The organism is Thalassospira lucentensis, assembly GCF_050516545.1.
In the GTDB taxonomy this organism is placed as follows: domain Bacteria; phylum Pseudomonadota; class Alphaproteobacteria; order Rhodospirillales; family Thalassospiraceae; genus Thalassospira; species Thalassospira lucentensis_C.
Map to the genome: position 1 here is coordinate 2,693,179 of NZ_CP191544.1, position 14,517 is coordinate 2,707,695.

Below are 14,517 nucleotides of genomic sequence, written 5' to 3' on the forward strand. Positions count from 1 at the left end.
TCATGATAACAAGGGCGCGACATCCCCGACGTCATCGAAAACAATCAGCGAACCGACCGCAAAGCAGCAAGTAATTCGCGTTCTGCTTCTGAACGACCGGCATCTTCGTCCTGATCATACATATCGGAACCCGACAGCCCTTTGTTACCCCCGCCAGAAAACCGATCAAGATCATCATAGCCACCAGAATCACCGCCAACCGTCCGATCATCACGGTCATGGCGATCATTGCTCATGCCTTTCGAGCCGCGCTCGATATCGCCGACCATACGTGCAGCCAGTTCTTCGGCACGGGTTTCAACACCAACCCGGTCACGATCATCAATGATGTCAGGACGATCTTTACCCGCTCCTCTTGATCCGCCCGAACCGCCGCTGTTCCCGGCACCGGACGGACTTGATGCATTTCTGCCTGCGGTAACATTGACTTGCTCATGTCCTGCCCCGGCATTGCCGGAACGGCGCACTGCGTTAACATCGCTTGCTGCCTTTTCAAGACGGTTGGCAATGCTTTCGCCGCGATCAACCATAAAGGTCAGATCTTCGTTCAGCGCACTTGCCTTTTCAATGTCTTCACGCAACCGTTCGCCAGACTGTTCGGCCATATCCTTAAGTGCGTTGATCGAGGTTTCAGCCCGCTCGTTCGCGGCATTAAAAGCCGTCAGGAAATTTTGCATATCTTCGCGACTGCGGCGGAACGCTGCGAGCTTGCGGTTCAAAATCACCGCATACACAATCGTCGCCACCAGCAGGACGATCATTACAATGTCCAGATAGAACGCGAAGTCCATCACTTCTCTTCCTCGGTTATGCGCGCACGATCGCGAACCTGAATAGCGATCCTGTCACCCTTGCGCCCCATCATTCCCTTAAACAGGGGAACGTCACCACACCTTACTTCGACAGGTGATGTCGGACTGGTATTAAGAACCAGACGGTTGCCGACTTCAAGATTGATGACATCGCCCAGCAGCATCACCTGTTCATCAAGGACAGCTAATAGATTAACATGGGTCTGCCACAGTTCGTTTGCGAGGTGGTTTTCCCAGATAGAGTCACGACCGAACTTTTCGCCCATGAACATCTGGAGCAGAAGTTCACGAACAGGTTCCAGCGTTGCATACGGGATCAGCAGTTCAAGACGACCACCGCGATCTTCCATATCAATCCGCAATTTTGCGACAATCGCGGCATTGGCATGACGGGCAATCGTTGCAAAACGCGGGTTTGTTTCAAGACGCTCAAACCGGAACGTTACCGGGCTTAAAGGATCAAACGCAGCCGAAAGATCACCAAGGACCACATGGATCATACGTTCAACAAGGTTGCGTTCAATCGTGGTGTAAGGGCGGCCTTCGATACGCATTGCAGCCGTACCGCGACGCCCCCCCAACAGAACGTCCACGATCGAATAGATCAACGCGGAATCAACCGTCAGAAGACCATAGTTGTCCCATTCCTCGGCCTTGAAAACGCCCAGCATCGCCGGCAACGGGATCGAGTTGAGATAATCGCCGAAACGCAGCGACAGGATATTATCGAGCGAGACTTCCACGTTGTCCGATGTAAAGTTACGCAGCGATGTCGACATCATGCGGACAAGGCGGTCAAACACGACTTCAAGCATCGGAAGTCGTTCATAAGCCACCATCGACGAGTTGATAATCGCCTGAATGCCTGATTGGTCGCCCGCACCTGAACCGTCATCAAAACCAAGAAGGCTATCGATCTCATCCTGGTTCAGAACACGCGCAGATGTGCCTCCGACGGCAGGTTCGTCTTCGCCTTCTTCATCCTCGTCACCGAGCATGGATTCCCATTCGGCGGCCATATCCTCGCCGCCGTCATCTCCACCACCATCGTCATCGCCTGCCATGGCTTCCCATTCAGCGGCGAGTGCATCATCATCGTCATCATCAGCCATCAGCGATTACTTCCTGATTTAGGCATTCGGGCTGCTACAAGCTTATTGTACCAGCATTTCCTTGAACAGAACGTCGTTAATTTTCGCCGGTTTGGCAGCAGCACTAACACGTATCATCAACTCTTCGCGCAATCGGAACATCCCTTCCGATCCTGACAAATCTTCTGGTCGCAATTCACGAAGATAAACCTGAAAGTTGTCAACAATGCGCGGCATCATCGTCTCGACCTGCGGCAACATGGCCTGATCGGCGACCTCCAGACTGACACGGATTTTAAGGTAGCTTTGCTTGCCACCGCCCGTATTCAGGTTGACCAGAATTTCCGGCAGATCGACAAAGCCGACATTTTCCGGAACACCCGGTGCCTCTTCGATTGAATCTTCAGAGATCACTTCTTCGGTCTGCGTCCCGTCGCCGCCGGTCAACATATCAATCACCGGCTGAAGCAGCCCGGTAAAATACGCTGCGGCAGCACCGCCAAGTAAAAGCAGGACAAGCAAAACGACCACGACCAGCATCTTCTTGCTGCGGCCACCACCTTCGTCCATTTCAATTTCGTCGGATTCTTCGCCCATCGCTTCGCAAATTCCTGCTTTTGAAGTTCTGCCTTCATATCCAGCAAACACTGTGCCGCATTAACAGCCATAACGCTATCACGTTAAAAATCCGTTTCGCTTCCGATTGCTAAGGCACAGTTCAGATTCCCCCTGCGTGACATCTGATGATCCAGCCAACAATCAGAAAGTCCCACCGCCAGACCAATCAAAATGATGAGTCTGTATCGGAGTAACTTTACATTTTACCCGCAAGCTTGACAGGTGAAACACACCAAATCGCTAATATTTGCAAGCTTCTGGCGCTTGACAGGCCTTGCAAACACCTTCTTTGGGGCCCCGCCTTATATCTCTTTTGAGGCTGTATATCCTTATCTAGTGCAAGCACTCGGAAACTTTATCCCCTTGCGACAAGGGTGTTACGGCAGTTTCTGCCAAACACGCCCAAAATCGCACGGCAACAAATGCCGGATACATATTTTTATGTTTAATTTCAACTGCTTGATCTTATTGGCACGGCTTTCGCATTTGTGATGAGCAGAATTACAGCCCCACAAGGGAATGGACCATGGAAAATATTTCATACATCGCACTGTCACGCCAAAAGTCGCTGCGCAGCATGATGAACAATATCTCGCAGAATCTGGCGAACATGAACACGACCGGATACAAAGAGCAGCGGATGATGTTCACCGACTGGGTGGCAAAAAACGGCGATGCCCCATTCCGTGGCGAACGCGAGATTTCTCTTGTGCAGGACATATCGCAATACCGTGACACCACGGTTGGCAATATTGAACATACCAACCGACCACTTGATGCGGCACTTAGCCAGCCGGACATGTTCTTTGCTGTCGAAACCCCGTCAGGTACGCAATACACCCGCAATGGTAACTTTACACTCGATCCCGGCGGACAGTTGATCACCAACGACGGCTACCCGGTCTTAAGTGATGCAGATCAGCCGATTTTCTTCAACGAAGCCGACGGCCAGATTGAGATCAAGGGCGATGGCACAGTTTCGACCGACATTGGCCAAATCGGCAAATTGCAAGTTGTCACCGTTGATAATGTCCAACGCATGATCGTTACCGGCGACACCCTTTACCGCGCGCCTGACAATCAAGAGGACGGCGTCATCATTGAGCAAGTTGAAAACGCGGGCATTGTGCAAGGCGCTCTTGAAAAATCCAACGTCAACCCAATCGGCTCCATGACGCAGATGATTGATGTTCTGCGGACCTATCAGTCGGTCACCCGTTCTCTTGAAAGCGAGAACGAGCGGATGCGCAACATGATCAATAAACTTGGGGATATTCGCGCCTAAGCGGTCGCCGACCCCCGATAGAACGAAATTTTAGCGCAAGCTTAGCGCAATCGAAGGAGAAGACAGATGCGGTCACTTGATATCGGCGCTTTGGGAATGCAGGCTCAGTCCATTAACGTGGATGTAACGTCGCACAACATCGCCAACATGACGACGACTGGTTATAAACGCCAGCGCGCAGAATTTCAGGACCTGCTGTATCAGGACCTGCGTCGTGCAGGATCCCCGTCTTCAGATACCGGAACCATCGTCCCAACCGGCGTTCAGGTTGGTCTTGGTGTAAAAACTGCAGCGATTGGTCGTTACATGGGCCAAGGCACGTTGTCATTGACCGAAAACGAATTGGACATTGCCATTCAGGGACGCGGGTATTTCCAGATTGATCTGCCAAGTGGTGAAACCGCATATACCCGCGATGGTACGCTCAAGCTTGATGCTTCTGGCGCACTTGTGACCAAGGATGGCTATGCCGTTCAGCCGGGCATCACGGTACCCGATAACGCAACATCGGTAACGATCAACAGCACCGGCGAAGTCTACGCCGAGATTGATGGTCAGGTTGCCTTGCAAAATCTGGGGCAAATTCAGCTTGCCACCTTTATCAACCCACCGGGCCTTGATGCACTTGGGGATAACCTGTTCCTTGAAACAGAAGCATCCGGTCAAGCAAATACCGGGGTGCCGGGTGATGTTGGCATTGGTACGGTTCAGCAAGGGTATCTTGAATCCTCAAACGTCAACGTGGTTCAGGAAATCACCAACCTGATCAAGGCACAGCGTGCCTATGAAATGAATTCCAAATCAATCTCGACCACCGATGAGATGATGAGCGCAGTCAGCAACCTGCGTTAATATCGTGAATTGGATACAGGCTTTATTTTGCGCAAGTCGCGGTCTTACAGGTCGCGAACTTGCGCAAACTGTGTTTACGCGATGTATACCGTTACGTGGTATAGTAGGCGCATGAAGATAAAGAATATAATCCTCACGCTCGCATTATTGTCACTCGGTCTTTCGACGGAGAGTGCCTTTGCGCAATCCTCCCAAGGCAGCAATTCGCGTAACAGCCAGCAGATCACTGAAAACATCCTGCTGAAACCTGATGCGTTGATTGACGGAGAATATGTGACCCTTGGGGATATCTTTTCTGGCATAGACCCACAACAAGCCGACATCGCTGTTGCCCATGCGCCGCAACCGGGCAAACAAGTTGTTCTCGATTATCGCTGGCTTTATGGCATCGCCCAACGACACAACGTGACCTGGCGTCCGCGCACAACAGCCGATCAGGTCGTTGTCACCCGGGCAAGTCAGACCATCACGATTGATGAAATCCGTGACGCTGTTGAAATTGCGTTGATCGACCACGGCATTCGACAGCCCTTTACGGTTGATCTTTCAAGTGAAAACTTTCAAATCCACCTTCCGGTTGACGCCCTTAATGACGTTACGGTCAGTGGCATTGAAGTCAACTCCCGCACGCAACGTTTTGTCGCCAGTGTTACAACCGGCGAACAAACCGCACAGCAGCGCACATACAGGATCAGCGGCAAATATTACCCCCTATCGACCGTCCCTGTGCTCGTGGAACCCGTTTCGCGCGGGCATATTATCCGTCCAGATCAGGTCGAATATCGCGATTTCCGAACTGAACGCGTACCGTCCAACGCAATCCGAGACATCAATGATGTGATCGGCAAGGAAGTAATCCGCCCAACCAATCCCAACGAACCGATGATGTTTCGTGATTTGACTAGCCCAATCCTCGTGCGTCGCGGATCCTTAGTCATCATCCGTCTGGTGACGGCCAATATGTCATTAACCGCACGGGGAAAAGCCCTTGAAAACGGTTCCAAGGGAGACGTGATCCGGGTGATCAATCAAACAAGCAACAAAACCATTCAGGTAGAAGTTGTTGCCGAAAACGAAGTCCGCGCCCTGCCCGCCATGTCGCAGTAAGCTTTCCGTCGATCACGCTTTCGACCCGGCAAGCTTTTCCTCCATAACCTTTATGTAACTGGCATGGTCCTTGCGTAGACATACGCAGGAACCCAGGAGGAACTTATGCCCGGCAAATATGCACAGATATCATGGCGCCGTGTCGCCATTGTCACCGGACTGATCAGCGCAACAGCTTTGCTTTCGGGCTGCAATGCGATGAAACGACTGTCCGAAGTTGGCGCACCACCAAAACTGTCGTCCATCGACAACCCGACCCAGTCCGAAAGCTATCGACCGGTAAGCTTGCCGATGCCTGCCCCGCAGGTCGCAGAAAGCAATCCGAATTCGCTTTGGCGTTCTGGCGCACGGTCGTTCTTTAAAGATCAGCGTGCCAATCAGGTTGGCGACATTCTGACGGTCGTCGTTGAAATGTCCGATAATGCAAACCTGTCAAACAACACCCTGCGGTCTCGCACGAATTCCGAAGATCTTGGTGTCCCCAATCTGTTTGGCCTTGAAGCAGAATTTACCAAGGTTCTGCCAGAAACCATTGACCCGACCAACGCGCTTAATATGTCGAGCAATTCGTCCAACCGTGGTAATGGTACGCTGGATCGAACCGAAGCAATCAACTTACGTGTTGCAGCAATCGTCATTCAGATTCTACCCAACGGGAACTACGTTATTCACGGCCGTCAGGAAATCCGGGTCAACAGCGAAGTCCGAGAAGTTCAGATTGCCGGTGTGATTCGTGCGGCAGACATTAGCTCAGGCAATGAAGTCGGCTATGACAAAATTGCTGAGGCGCGTATTTCATATGGGGGCCGCGGAACGATTTCGGATGTCCAGCAACCGCGCTATGGCAGTGAAGTTCTCGACATTATCTTACCGTTCTAACCAGTTGGGCGCACGAAAGGCTGATCCTTTGCCTGGTTCCGATCAGCCGACATCGTGCCATCATCTAAACACATCTTCAAAAGGCTGCCTTCGGGCGGTCTTTTTGTTTAAAAACAGATGGATAAATAAGGAAAAGCCCGGCCATAAAGACCGGGCTTTTTGATTTTGGTTATCCCTAACCAGTAATCTCCCACAAGGCCATGACGTTGCATGACGTGGATCGGGCGATGCCCGATCCCTATACTTTTTTACACCCGGCGCGATCAATCGTCGCGACGTGTGCGCTCCATCCGTTCGTGGCGTTCCTGTGCTTCAATGCTCAGGGTCGCAATTGGACGAGCTTCAAGTCTTTTCAAGCTGATCGGCTCTTCAGTTTCTTCACAGTAACCGTATGATCCGTCTTCAATTCGACGCAAAGCAGCATCAATTTTTGAAATCAACTTACGCGCCCTGTCACGAGTACGAAGTTCAAGTGACCGATCGGTTTCCGCAGACGCGCGGTCGCTCAGATCGGCTTCCTGAAGCCCGCCATCTTGCAGGTTCGCCAATGTTTCCGAAGATTCGTGCAGAAGTTCAGCCCGCCAAGCGAGAAGTTTCTGCCGGAAATATTCCCGCTGGCGCGGGTTCATAAACTCTTCGTCCTCAGCAGGACGATAGTCTGGTGGTAATGTGATAGTCATGTATGCCCTCTATACAGGACTCATCGATCGCGCGGCAATATAGAGGCAGCACGCTAACGGCGCAAGCCGGTTGTACAAATAAATCTTGATTTGCACTAGAACAGGCGGATTACTGCGGATTTTCGATAAAAAACACCAGAAATTAAACAGCTAAATCAGCCCTGAAACCTCTAGTTTCGCAAGTTCGACACGGGCACGCAGATCAATCTCGTCTAAAACCGCAGACAGTTCCGGATCATCAATCGTTTCACGCTGCTGATCCATCAACCCGATCAGCTGCTGCAAGCGCGGCCCTGATAGCGCCCCACTCAGCAAACCATCGCGAACGGCTTCAAGCTGCTCAAGCATACTTTTGGCCCTTAAGACCGCTGCCTTTTTCGGGGAATCGAGTGCATCACCGTTTTGCTGTAAAGCCAGCAACGCATCAAGTGCGCTTACGGACCCGGAACTATGAACACCCGATGCACCACCAGTTTCACCAGACGAACCAACAGAACGCATGGCATCAGCAAAACCACTACCGCTACCAGACGTGCCTGACGATTTTTTGCGTGATGTTCCGCCCGCATTGGTCGCCTTGGAACCGCTAACCTTCATGACCCGTTTCCGTTCTGTTGTGGTACTATCTTGTAATCACTGTGGTCAGTTTGTTCTTACAAAAAAACCGACCGTGCGGCCAGATCAGGAACAATCCCGACCACCGCGCTTACGTTCCTTATAGAGTCTCCCTCAATCACGGGAACCGCGCAACGGGAAAAAAATGCCGGGTAGACACAAACAGGATGCCCCAATGGTCCCCACATCTGCATTTAACCGTGTTTTTTCACAGTTTTCAGCAGGCTAGTCATCGCCAACCCCGGAAAGCCTCAGTTGGCACGATTTTCGCAATTAAGCTTGCAAACGCGGTTCAATGATCAATCGCACCATTTGCCGGATGCATGCCATCCCAAGTCAAAGCGGAACAGAGAATATGATCACAGGTCTTGGCAAAATAGCACGTAAAGCGACATTGACTGTCGCATTGGGAATGCTCGCCCTGACGCAGCTTACCCCTGCACATGCACAATCACGTATTAAAGACATCGCCGATTTCGAAGGCGTACGTGACAACATGCTGGTTGGTTATGGCCTTGTGGTTGGCTTGAATGGCACGGGTGACGATCTTGGCGATGCAGAATTTACCCGCCAAAGCATGGTCGCCATGCTCGAACGTCTAGGCATCAACGTCCGTGAACAAATCGAAGATGTTGATTCTGATAATATTGCGGCTGTTATGGTCACTGCAACGCTTCCTCCATTTTCGCGTCAGGGTGCACGTATTGATGTCAGCATCAGCGCAATCGGCACCTCCGAAAGCCTGCAGGGCGGTACCCTTCTGGTGACCCCGATGGTCGGTGCGGACGGCGAAGTCTATGCTGTTGCACAGGGTAACCTTGCTGTTGGTGGCTTCTCCGCCGGTGGCAATGCCGAAACCATTGTAAAGGGTGTTCCGACATCTGCACGTATTGCAAGCGGCGGTATCGTTGAACGCGAAATCGACTTTAATCTGAACTCCATGCAAGACATGTCGGTTATCTTGCGCAATCCGGACTTCACGACGGCACGTCGCGTCTCCGATGCAATTAATGCCTATCTCGGTGAAGTTTCTGCCCGTGCAAGCGATCCGGGCACAGTTCGCCTGAACATTCCGGAACGCTACAATCAAAATGTCGTCGCCCTTTTAACTGATATTGAACAGCTTCGCGTTGAACCTGATCAGATTGCCCGTGTCGTCATCGACGAAAACACTGGCACCATTGTTATGGGTGAAAATGTCCGAATTAACCGTGTCGCAATTGCGCAGGGCAACTTGACCATCCGCGTTACGGAAAGCCAACAGGTTTCGCAGCCCTCACCGTTTTCTGATGCTGGCACGACCGAGGTCGTCGATCGCACCAATGTTGACGTCGATGAAGGTGAAGACAATCAGCTTGGCGTTCTTAATAGCGGCGTCAGCCTTCAGGAACTGGTCAATGGCCTGAACAGCCTTGGCGTTGGGCCACGTGACATGATCACTATTTTGCAAGCAATCAAAACATCTGGTGCCCTTCAGGCTGAAATCGAGGTGATGTGATGATGACCGACGGCGCAACCGCCATGATGGCGCAGGCTCAGGCCAGCGCTCAGTACGGTTCTCAGAACAGCATAACCTCGCGGATGAATACGCTTACGGACGGTCATATCAAGACCGACGAAGAAGCCCGCGAAGCCGGAAAAGAATTCGAATCAATGTTTCTAGGTCAGATGCTCAGCCACATGTTTGAGGGTGTGCAGACCAACGAGCTTTTTGGCGGTGGGCACGGCGAGACCGTGATGCGCTCCATGCTTGTAGATGAATACGCCAAAGAAATGACAAGCGCAGGTGGCATCGGAATTGCAGATGCTGTCACACGTGAAATCCTCAGAATCCAGGAGGGCTAAAAATGACCACTCAAGATTTGGTTACAGAGCTGAAAAGCGTCACTTACGACCTGATGTCCCTTCTGGAACGTGAAACCACGGGCCTGCGAACACTCGCACCGGAAGAATATGAACAGTTCCTGTCAGAAAAATCTGCCCTGTCGATGCAGTATGAACAATTGGTCGTTAAATTGCGCAGTCAAGGTGAAGAACTTCGCGCCATGCCCGAAGAAGACCGTGCTGAACTGCGCGAACTTCAGGCCGAATTTCAGGAAGCGGCACGGCGCAACATGATTGCCCTTCAGACAGCAAAAGCCACCAACGAGCGGATGGTTCAGGCCATTGTCCGTGCGGTCAATGACAAATCAAAAGAAGAATGCACGACATATAACCGTTCGGCACAAGCCAGCAAAGCATCGTTGGGCGGCTATGGTCGAACAATCAACAAGTCCTCCGGCGGCGCATATAGCGTCAATGAAACGCTTTAAGGGCAAAGGCACGTATCATGTCACTGACCCAGGCTCTCAACACTGCTATTACTGGCCTTAACACGGCACAGAGCCGTATTGCGATCACGTCTTCGAACATCTCGAACGTGAATACGGCAGGCTATTCAAGAAAGATCGCAGGCCAGGAAACCCTTACCCTTGACGGCATCGGTGCGGGCTCTCAGGTTGCCGATATCTATCGCAACGTCAATGAAGGCTTGGTACGCGAAGTTCGCGGCGAGCTTGGCAAAGCCGGTCGCGAAGAAGTTCGCTTTGAATTCTTCCAGCGTGTTCAAACTCTGTTTGGTACGCCCCAGTCAGATGCAGCAATCAGCCAACGCATCAGCGATCTTGCCGATGCGTTTGAGCAGCTTGGCGTTACCCCCGACCAAACATCCCCACGTATTGAAGCGATAGAGAGCGCCATCCAAGTGATGGAATCATTCGAAAAGCTTTCAACCCAGCTTCAAGACATGCGTGACGATATTGATGACCAGATTACTGATGAAGTAGACACAGCAAACACCCTGCTCAGCCAGATTGCAGATCTTAATACCGGTATTATCCGCCTGACAAACCTTGAACAGCCAACGACCGAGCTTGAAGATCAGCGCGACCAGAAATTAAACCAGCTTTCAAAAATCATCGACATCACAACTTTTACCCGCGGTGATGGCTCGATGGTGATCTATTCGGCTGCTGGCGCCAATACATTGCTGGACCGCACCCCAAACTCGCTTTCCTTTACCCAGACAGCCGGTTTTGAACCCGGCACAGGTGGCTCTGGTTTGTCCTTGGACGGTGTAGACATTACCGATACGCTGCGCACAGGCACACTCAAGGGTCTGTTTGAAATGCGTGATTCGGAAATCCCCGCACTCAATGATCAGATCAATGAACTTGCCGGTGAATTGCGCGATGCTATTAACGAAGAACACAACAAGGGCACATCCTTCCCGCCACCGACCAACCTGTCGGGAAACCGTACGGTCGCGACCAGTGACCCACTGACGGCAACTGGTGCATTCCGCGTTGCCGCACTGGATGCAGATGGGCAACTTATTGCGTCCGACAGTTGGTCAGACATAGCCCTTCCAACAACACCTGCGACGGTCCAGGGCATCATTGATGCAATCAACGGTTCGGACGCCGGTACTTATCTAACGGCATCACTGATTGACAATAAACTTGTCATCGAGGGTCAGGACGGTAACCGGGTCGCCATCAACGAGCTCGACAGTCAGATCACTACGGGTGACGGCCGTCAGCAAGGCATGTCGCATTATTTTGGACTGAATGATTTCGTTGCGACAGCCAAAAGTTCTGACACGATCACCTCGACCGCGCAAAGCAGCTCAACCACAGCACTTAATGCTACGGCGAGCTCATTCACCATTTCAGCCGGATCCGGTGTTTTAGTTGGCGGAATTACAGTCAACTATACCGCAACCGATTCACTTGAAGATGTCCGCGATAGTATCCGCACCGCCCTTCAAGGGGCCGGCATGACGGTTGCTGATTCCGAAACCACGGCTTTCATCGTCGAAGATGGCGACAGGTTTCGCTTGGTCGTCGATTACACTTCTAATATCTCGATCAATGATTCCGGCACGATGGCGGCAAAGATCGGCCTGACTGAAGATCAGCCCAGCCTTGCGGGCAACATGACCATCTCATCAGCCATTCAGAATGATCCGTCACGTATTGTCCGAGGTCAAATGAATGCTGACACTTACAAAACTTCCAATGCAGTCGTTGACCCGGATGCAGCAATTCCGAACCTTGGCCCACTTGTTCCACCGCCATTGAACTACACCCTGACTGTCAGCGGTGCCTTCACCGACGTTGATATCGATTATGACACCACGACATCACTGCAAGATATTGCAGATGCGATCAATAACAGTGCGACCTTGACCGATAACAACATCACCGCTGACGTTATCTTCGACAGTCAGGCTGGTGGCTACAAACTCAGCATCACAGATGCGGATGGCGATCCATTCTATTTCAGTGATGATGGCCTGCCCAACGCAGATGCAATCACCACTGTACTTGGCCTTGGTATCGAATTTGGTATTCACGAAGGTGACAACAGTGCTGCACTATCGCTAAGCAATACCTTTGAACGAACCGATATCCAGTTTGAAGCAACCGATGGCCTTTCGAGCAAACGCACATCCTTGACCGACTTTGCCGCCAGCATTGTCGCGACCGCTGCGACCCGAACCAAAGTTGCTGAAAACGCCTATGAATTCCAATCCAGCCTTGTGACAGATCTGAGCACCCGCATCCAGAACGAGGCCGGCGTGAACCTTGATGAAGAAATGTCAGATTTGATTATCTTCCAGCGCGCCTACACCGCATCGGCCCAAGTCATTTCGACGGTTGATGAAATGTTTGATGCATTGCTCAATGCAGTTTAAACTGCGACTTAGAATAGTGAGGACGCCATGGTATCTCGTGTCGCAACCTATACAAACCATACCCTGCTTTCGGATCTCGCGATCCGGAACGCATCGCGCGTAACTGATTTACAAAACCAGGCGTCAAGCGGCTATAAATCGCGGAACTATGCCGGTATTGCAGACAGCACACAGCGCCTGCTGAATCTTGAGGGTGAATATACCCGTACTGAGCAATATCTACGCAACACTACGCAAACCAAATTGCGCTTGCAAAGCATGGAAACTGCCGTCGACAGTATGATTACTGTCGCAACGCAGATGAAAACATTGCTGATTCAGGCCAGCTCAAACCTGCAGGCTGCTGATGTTAATGTGCGCAGTCAGGCGACTCAGGCACTTGAACAAATTGCCAACCTGCTTAATACGAATCTTGATGGCCGCTATCTGTTTTCAGGTGGCCGCTCAGAAGAACCTGCAGTAGACATTGAAAAGATGTCCGCGCCGGACAACTATATAAGTTCGAGTGACAACGACCTCACCAACTCAACAACCCTAGCTGGCTTGAGTGTGACCTCCGGACAACTTCAGATCGTCAGCACCGACGTCAATGGCAACAGCGTCACCTCGACAGTAAACTATAATGCTGCCACCGATGACATCGACGATATTATGACTGCGATTAACAGTGTCACGACCAACGGCGCTATGGCGTCATTGCGTGGTTTGGGCGGTGAAGGCACGACGCGCCTAAACATTGAAAATGTTGGCAATGGGTCGATAACGATCACGGAAACTGGCGCTGGTGATATTCTGACCGTTCTGGGAATGGAAAAAATTCCTAACCCCCGCGAAGATACAGACTATTACAATGGCGACCAACAGGTCTTGGACGTGCGGGTCGATGACCGATATAACGTCTCTTATGGAATTTTGGGCGACAACCCAGCCTTTCAGAAGTTAATTCAAGGACTTGGCATCGCGGCCGGGACTGAAGATGAAGATGCACTTGTCGTAGCCATTGGCTTCGTTTCCCAGGCCATTGAAGACCTACCTAACGTGCAAGGTCAGATCGGGCTTGATATTGCCAATATTGAACGCTTTGAAACACGTCACGAAGATTTCAAAGTGTTTGCTGCACAAGCCATCAGTGACATTGAAACCGTCGACGTCCCATTGACGCTTGCTGAACTGACACAGCATGAAACGGCCTTGCAGGCGAGCTTTATCGCAATATCAAGGGCAGCAGATTTGTCTTTGGCTAACTATTTGCGCTGATTACATTGATTAGTGAAATGTATTTTTAACTGTTTTGCTGGCCTAATACTTTCAACACAGCGTTCAGACAAAACCTTTCGACCGTCGGAGTATCACGGGATATGGAAACCGAAAACGTCGCCGAAAACGAAACACCTGAATCGGTCACCGTGGAAACACGCTTTGGCGACATTGAATTCAGTTGGGATAAAGGCATTTATATGCCTGTGGGCCTTCTTGGCTTTCCGGACCATCACGTCTTTGGGTTGGCCAACATCCCAAATGCGGCCCTTGATCAGTTCAAACTTTATCAAAGCCTGACAGATGCCAATCTGTCTTTCTTCGTTGCGCCATATAATATGGAAAGCGATGTTTATGATGATAAAGATTTGGTGGTTGCGCAGAAAAGCCTCGCGATCAGCGCTTCAGACATGGCAATCTTGATGGTTGTTACCATTCGCAGTGCGCCAGGCGGAAAAGGCGTTACGATGTCAACCAATGTACGTGCGCCGATCATTGTTGATACAGGACGCCAAGTAGCTTGGCAGCATGTCATGCGCAATGATCGCTACCCTGTACAATTGGACCTTTAATAAAGACTAGG

The 14,517-nt window shown here is 51.2% G+C and carries 15 protein-coding genes; 10 read left to right on the forward strand and 5 right to left on the reverse strand.

Annotated features, from left to right (window positions below):
- Positions 1 to 44 precede the first annotated feature (44 nt).
- From ACQ0MK_RS12495 to ACQ0MK_RS12505, 3 genes are read right to left on the reverse strand one after another with little or no spacing between them, the layout of a single operon-like run.
- Positions 45 to 791: a DUF6468 domain-containing protein gene (locus ACQ0MK_RS12495; RefSeq protein WP_430472891.1), complete on the reverse strand. Its 747-nt coding sequence runs from the start codon at positions 789 to 791 to the stop codon at positions 45 to 47.
- Positions 791 to 1,924 (reverse strand): flagellar motor switch protein FliM, encoded by a 1,134-nt coding sequence (fliM, locus tag ACQ0MK_RS12500; protein ID WP_350043337.1) that lies wholly within the window; start codon positions 1,922 to 1,924, stop codon positions 791 to 793. Before fliM ends, ACQ0MK_RS12495 begins: the two co-directional genes overlap by 1 nt.
- 42 nt (positions 1,925 to 1,966) lie before the next feature.
- Complete coding sequence (locus tag ACQ0MK_RS12505; protein ID WP_430472892.1) at positions 1,967 to 2,500, reverse strand: flagellar basal body-associated FliL family protein; 534 nt, start codon at positions 2,498 to 2,500, stop codon at positions 1,967 to 1,969.
- A gap of 547 nt (positions 2,501 to 3,047) precedes the next feature.
- Here ACQ0MK_RS12505 and ACQ0MK_RS12510 point away from each other — a divergent pair.
- The 4 genes from ACQ0MK_RS12510 to flgH all read left to right on the forward strand — a co-directional run bounded on the left by ACQ0MK_RS12510 (position 3,048) and on the right by flgH (position 6,644).
- The gene (locus tag ACQ0MK_RS12510) at positions 3,048 to 3,806 is read left to right on the forward strand and encodes a flagellar hook-basal body complex protein (protein ID WP_430472893.1); all 759 of its coding nucleotides are present in this window, start codon (positions 3,048 to 3,050) and stop codon (positions 3,804 to 3,806) included.
- A 66-nt stretch (positions 3,807 to 3,872) separates the two neighbouring features.
- Complete coding sequence (flgG, locus tag ACQ0MK_RS12515) at positions 3,873 to 4,658, forward strand: flagellar basal-body rod protein FlgG (protein WP_430472894.1); 786 nt, start codon at positions 3,873 to 3,875, stop codon at positions 4,656 to 4,658.
- A 111-nt stretch (positions 4,659 to 4,769) separates the two neighbouring features.
- A complete protein-coding gene (gene flgA, locus ACQ0MK_RS12520; RefSeq protein WP_430472895.1) occupies positions 4,770 to 5,765 on the forward strand; it encodes a flagellar basal body P-ring formation chaperone FlgA in 996 nt (331 codons plus the stop codon).
- Between the two features lie 105 nt (positions 5,766 to 5,870).
- A complete protein-coding gene (gene flgH, locus ACQ0MK_RS12525) occupies positions 5,871 to 6,644 on the forward strand; it encodes a flagellar basal body L-ring protein FlgH (protein WP_430472896.1) in 774 nt (257 codons plus the stop codon).
- A gap of 263 nt (positions 6,645 to 6,907) precedes the next feature.
- Here flgH and dksA read toward each other — a convergent pair whose 3' ends face one another.
- Positions 6,908 to 7,324, reverse strand: coding sequence for an RNA polymerase-binding protein DksA (dksA, locus tag ACQ0MK_RS12530; protein WP_350043343.1), 417 nt, complete (start codon positions 7,322 to 7,324; stop codon positions 6,908 to 6,910).
- A 150-nt stretch (positions 7,325 to 7,474) separates the two neighbouring features.
- Complete coding sequence (locus ACQ0MK_RS12535) at positions 7,475 to 7,921, reverse strand: flagellar assembly protein FliX (RefSeq protein WP_430472897.1); 447 nt, start codon at positions 7,919 to 7,921, stop codon at positions 7,475 to 7,477.
- A 373-nt stretch (positions 7,922 to 8,294) separates the two neighbouring features.
- Between ACQ0MK_RS12535 and ACQ0MK_RS12540 the strand changes: the two genes are divergently transcribed.
- The 6 genes from ACQ0MK_RS12540 (at position 8,295) to fliW (ending at position 14,506) form a co-directional block, all read left to right on the forward strand.
- The gene (locus ACQ0MK_RS12540) at positions 8,295 to 9,437 is read left to right on the forward strand and encodes a flagellar basal body P-ring protein FlgI (RefSeq protein ID WP_430472898.1); all 1,143 of its coding nucleotides are present in this window, start codon (positions 8,295 to 8,297) and stop codon (positions 9,435 to 9,437) included.
- Complete coding sequence (locus tag ACQ0MK_RS12545) at positions 9,437 to 9,784, forward strand: rod-binding protein (protein WP_430472899.1); 348 nt, start codon at positions 9,437 to 9,439, stop codon at positions 9,782 to 9,784. Before ACQ0MK_RS12540 ends, ACQ0MK_RS12545 begins: the two co-directional genes overlap by 1 nt.
- Positions 9,785 to 9,786: 2 nt before the next feature.
- Positions 9,787 to 10,251: a hypothetical protein gene (locus tag ACQ0MK_RS12550; RefSeq protein ID WP_430472900.1), complete on the forward strand. Its 465-nt coding sequence runs from the start codon at positions 9,787 to 9,789 to the stop codon at positions 10,249 to 10,251.
- A gap of 17 nt (positions 10,252 to 10,268) precedes the next feature.
- A complete protein-coding gene (gene flgK, locus ACQ0MK_RS12555; protein WP_430472901.1) occupies positions 10,269 to 12,677 on the forward strand; it encodes a flagellar hook-associated protein FlgK in 2,409 nt (802 codons plus the stop codon).
- Between the two features lie 27 nt (positions 12,678 to 12,704).
- Positions 12,705 to 13,934, forward strand: coding sequence for a flagellin (locus ACQ0MK_RS12560; protein ID WP_430472902.1), 1,230 nt, complete (start codon positions 12,705 to 12,707; stop codon positions 13,932 to 13,934).
- A gap of 101 nt (positions 13,935 to 14,035) precedes the next feature.
- Complete coding sequence (gene fliW / locus ACQ0MK_RS12565) at positions 14,036 to 14,506, forward strand: flagellar assembly protein FliW (protein ID WP_430472903.1); 471 nt, start codon at positions 14,036 to 14,038, stop codon at positions 14,504 to 14,506.
- The last annotated feature ends 11 nt before the right edge of the window (positions 14,507 to 14,517 follow it).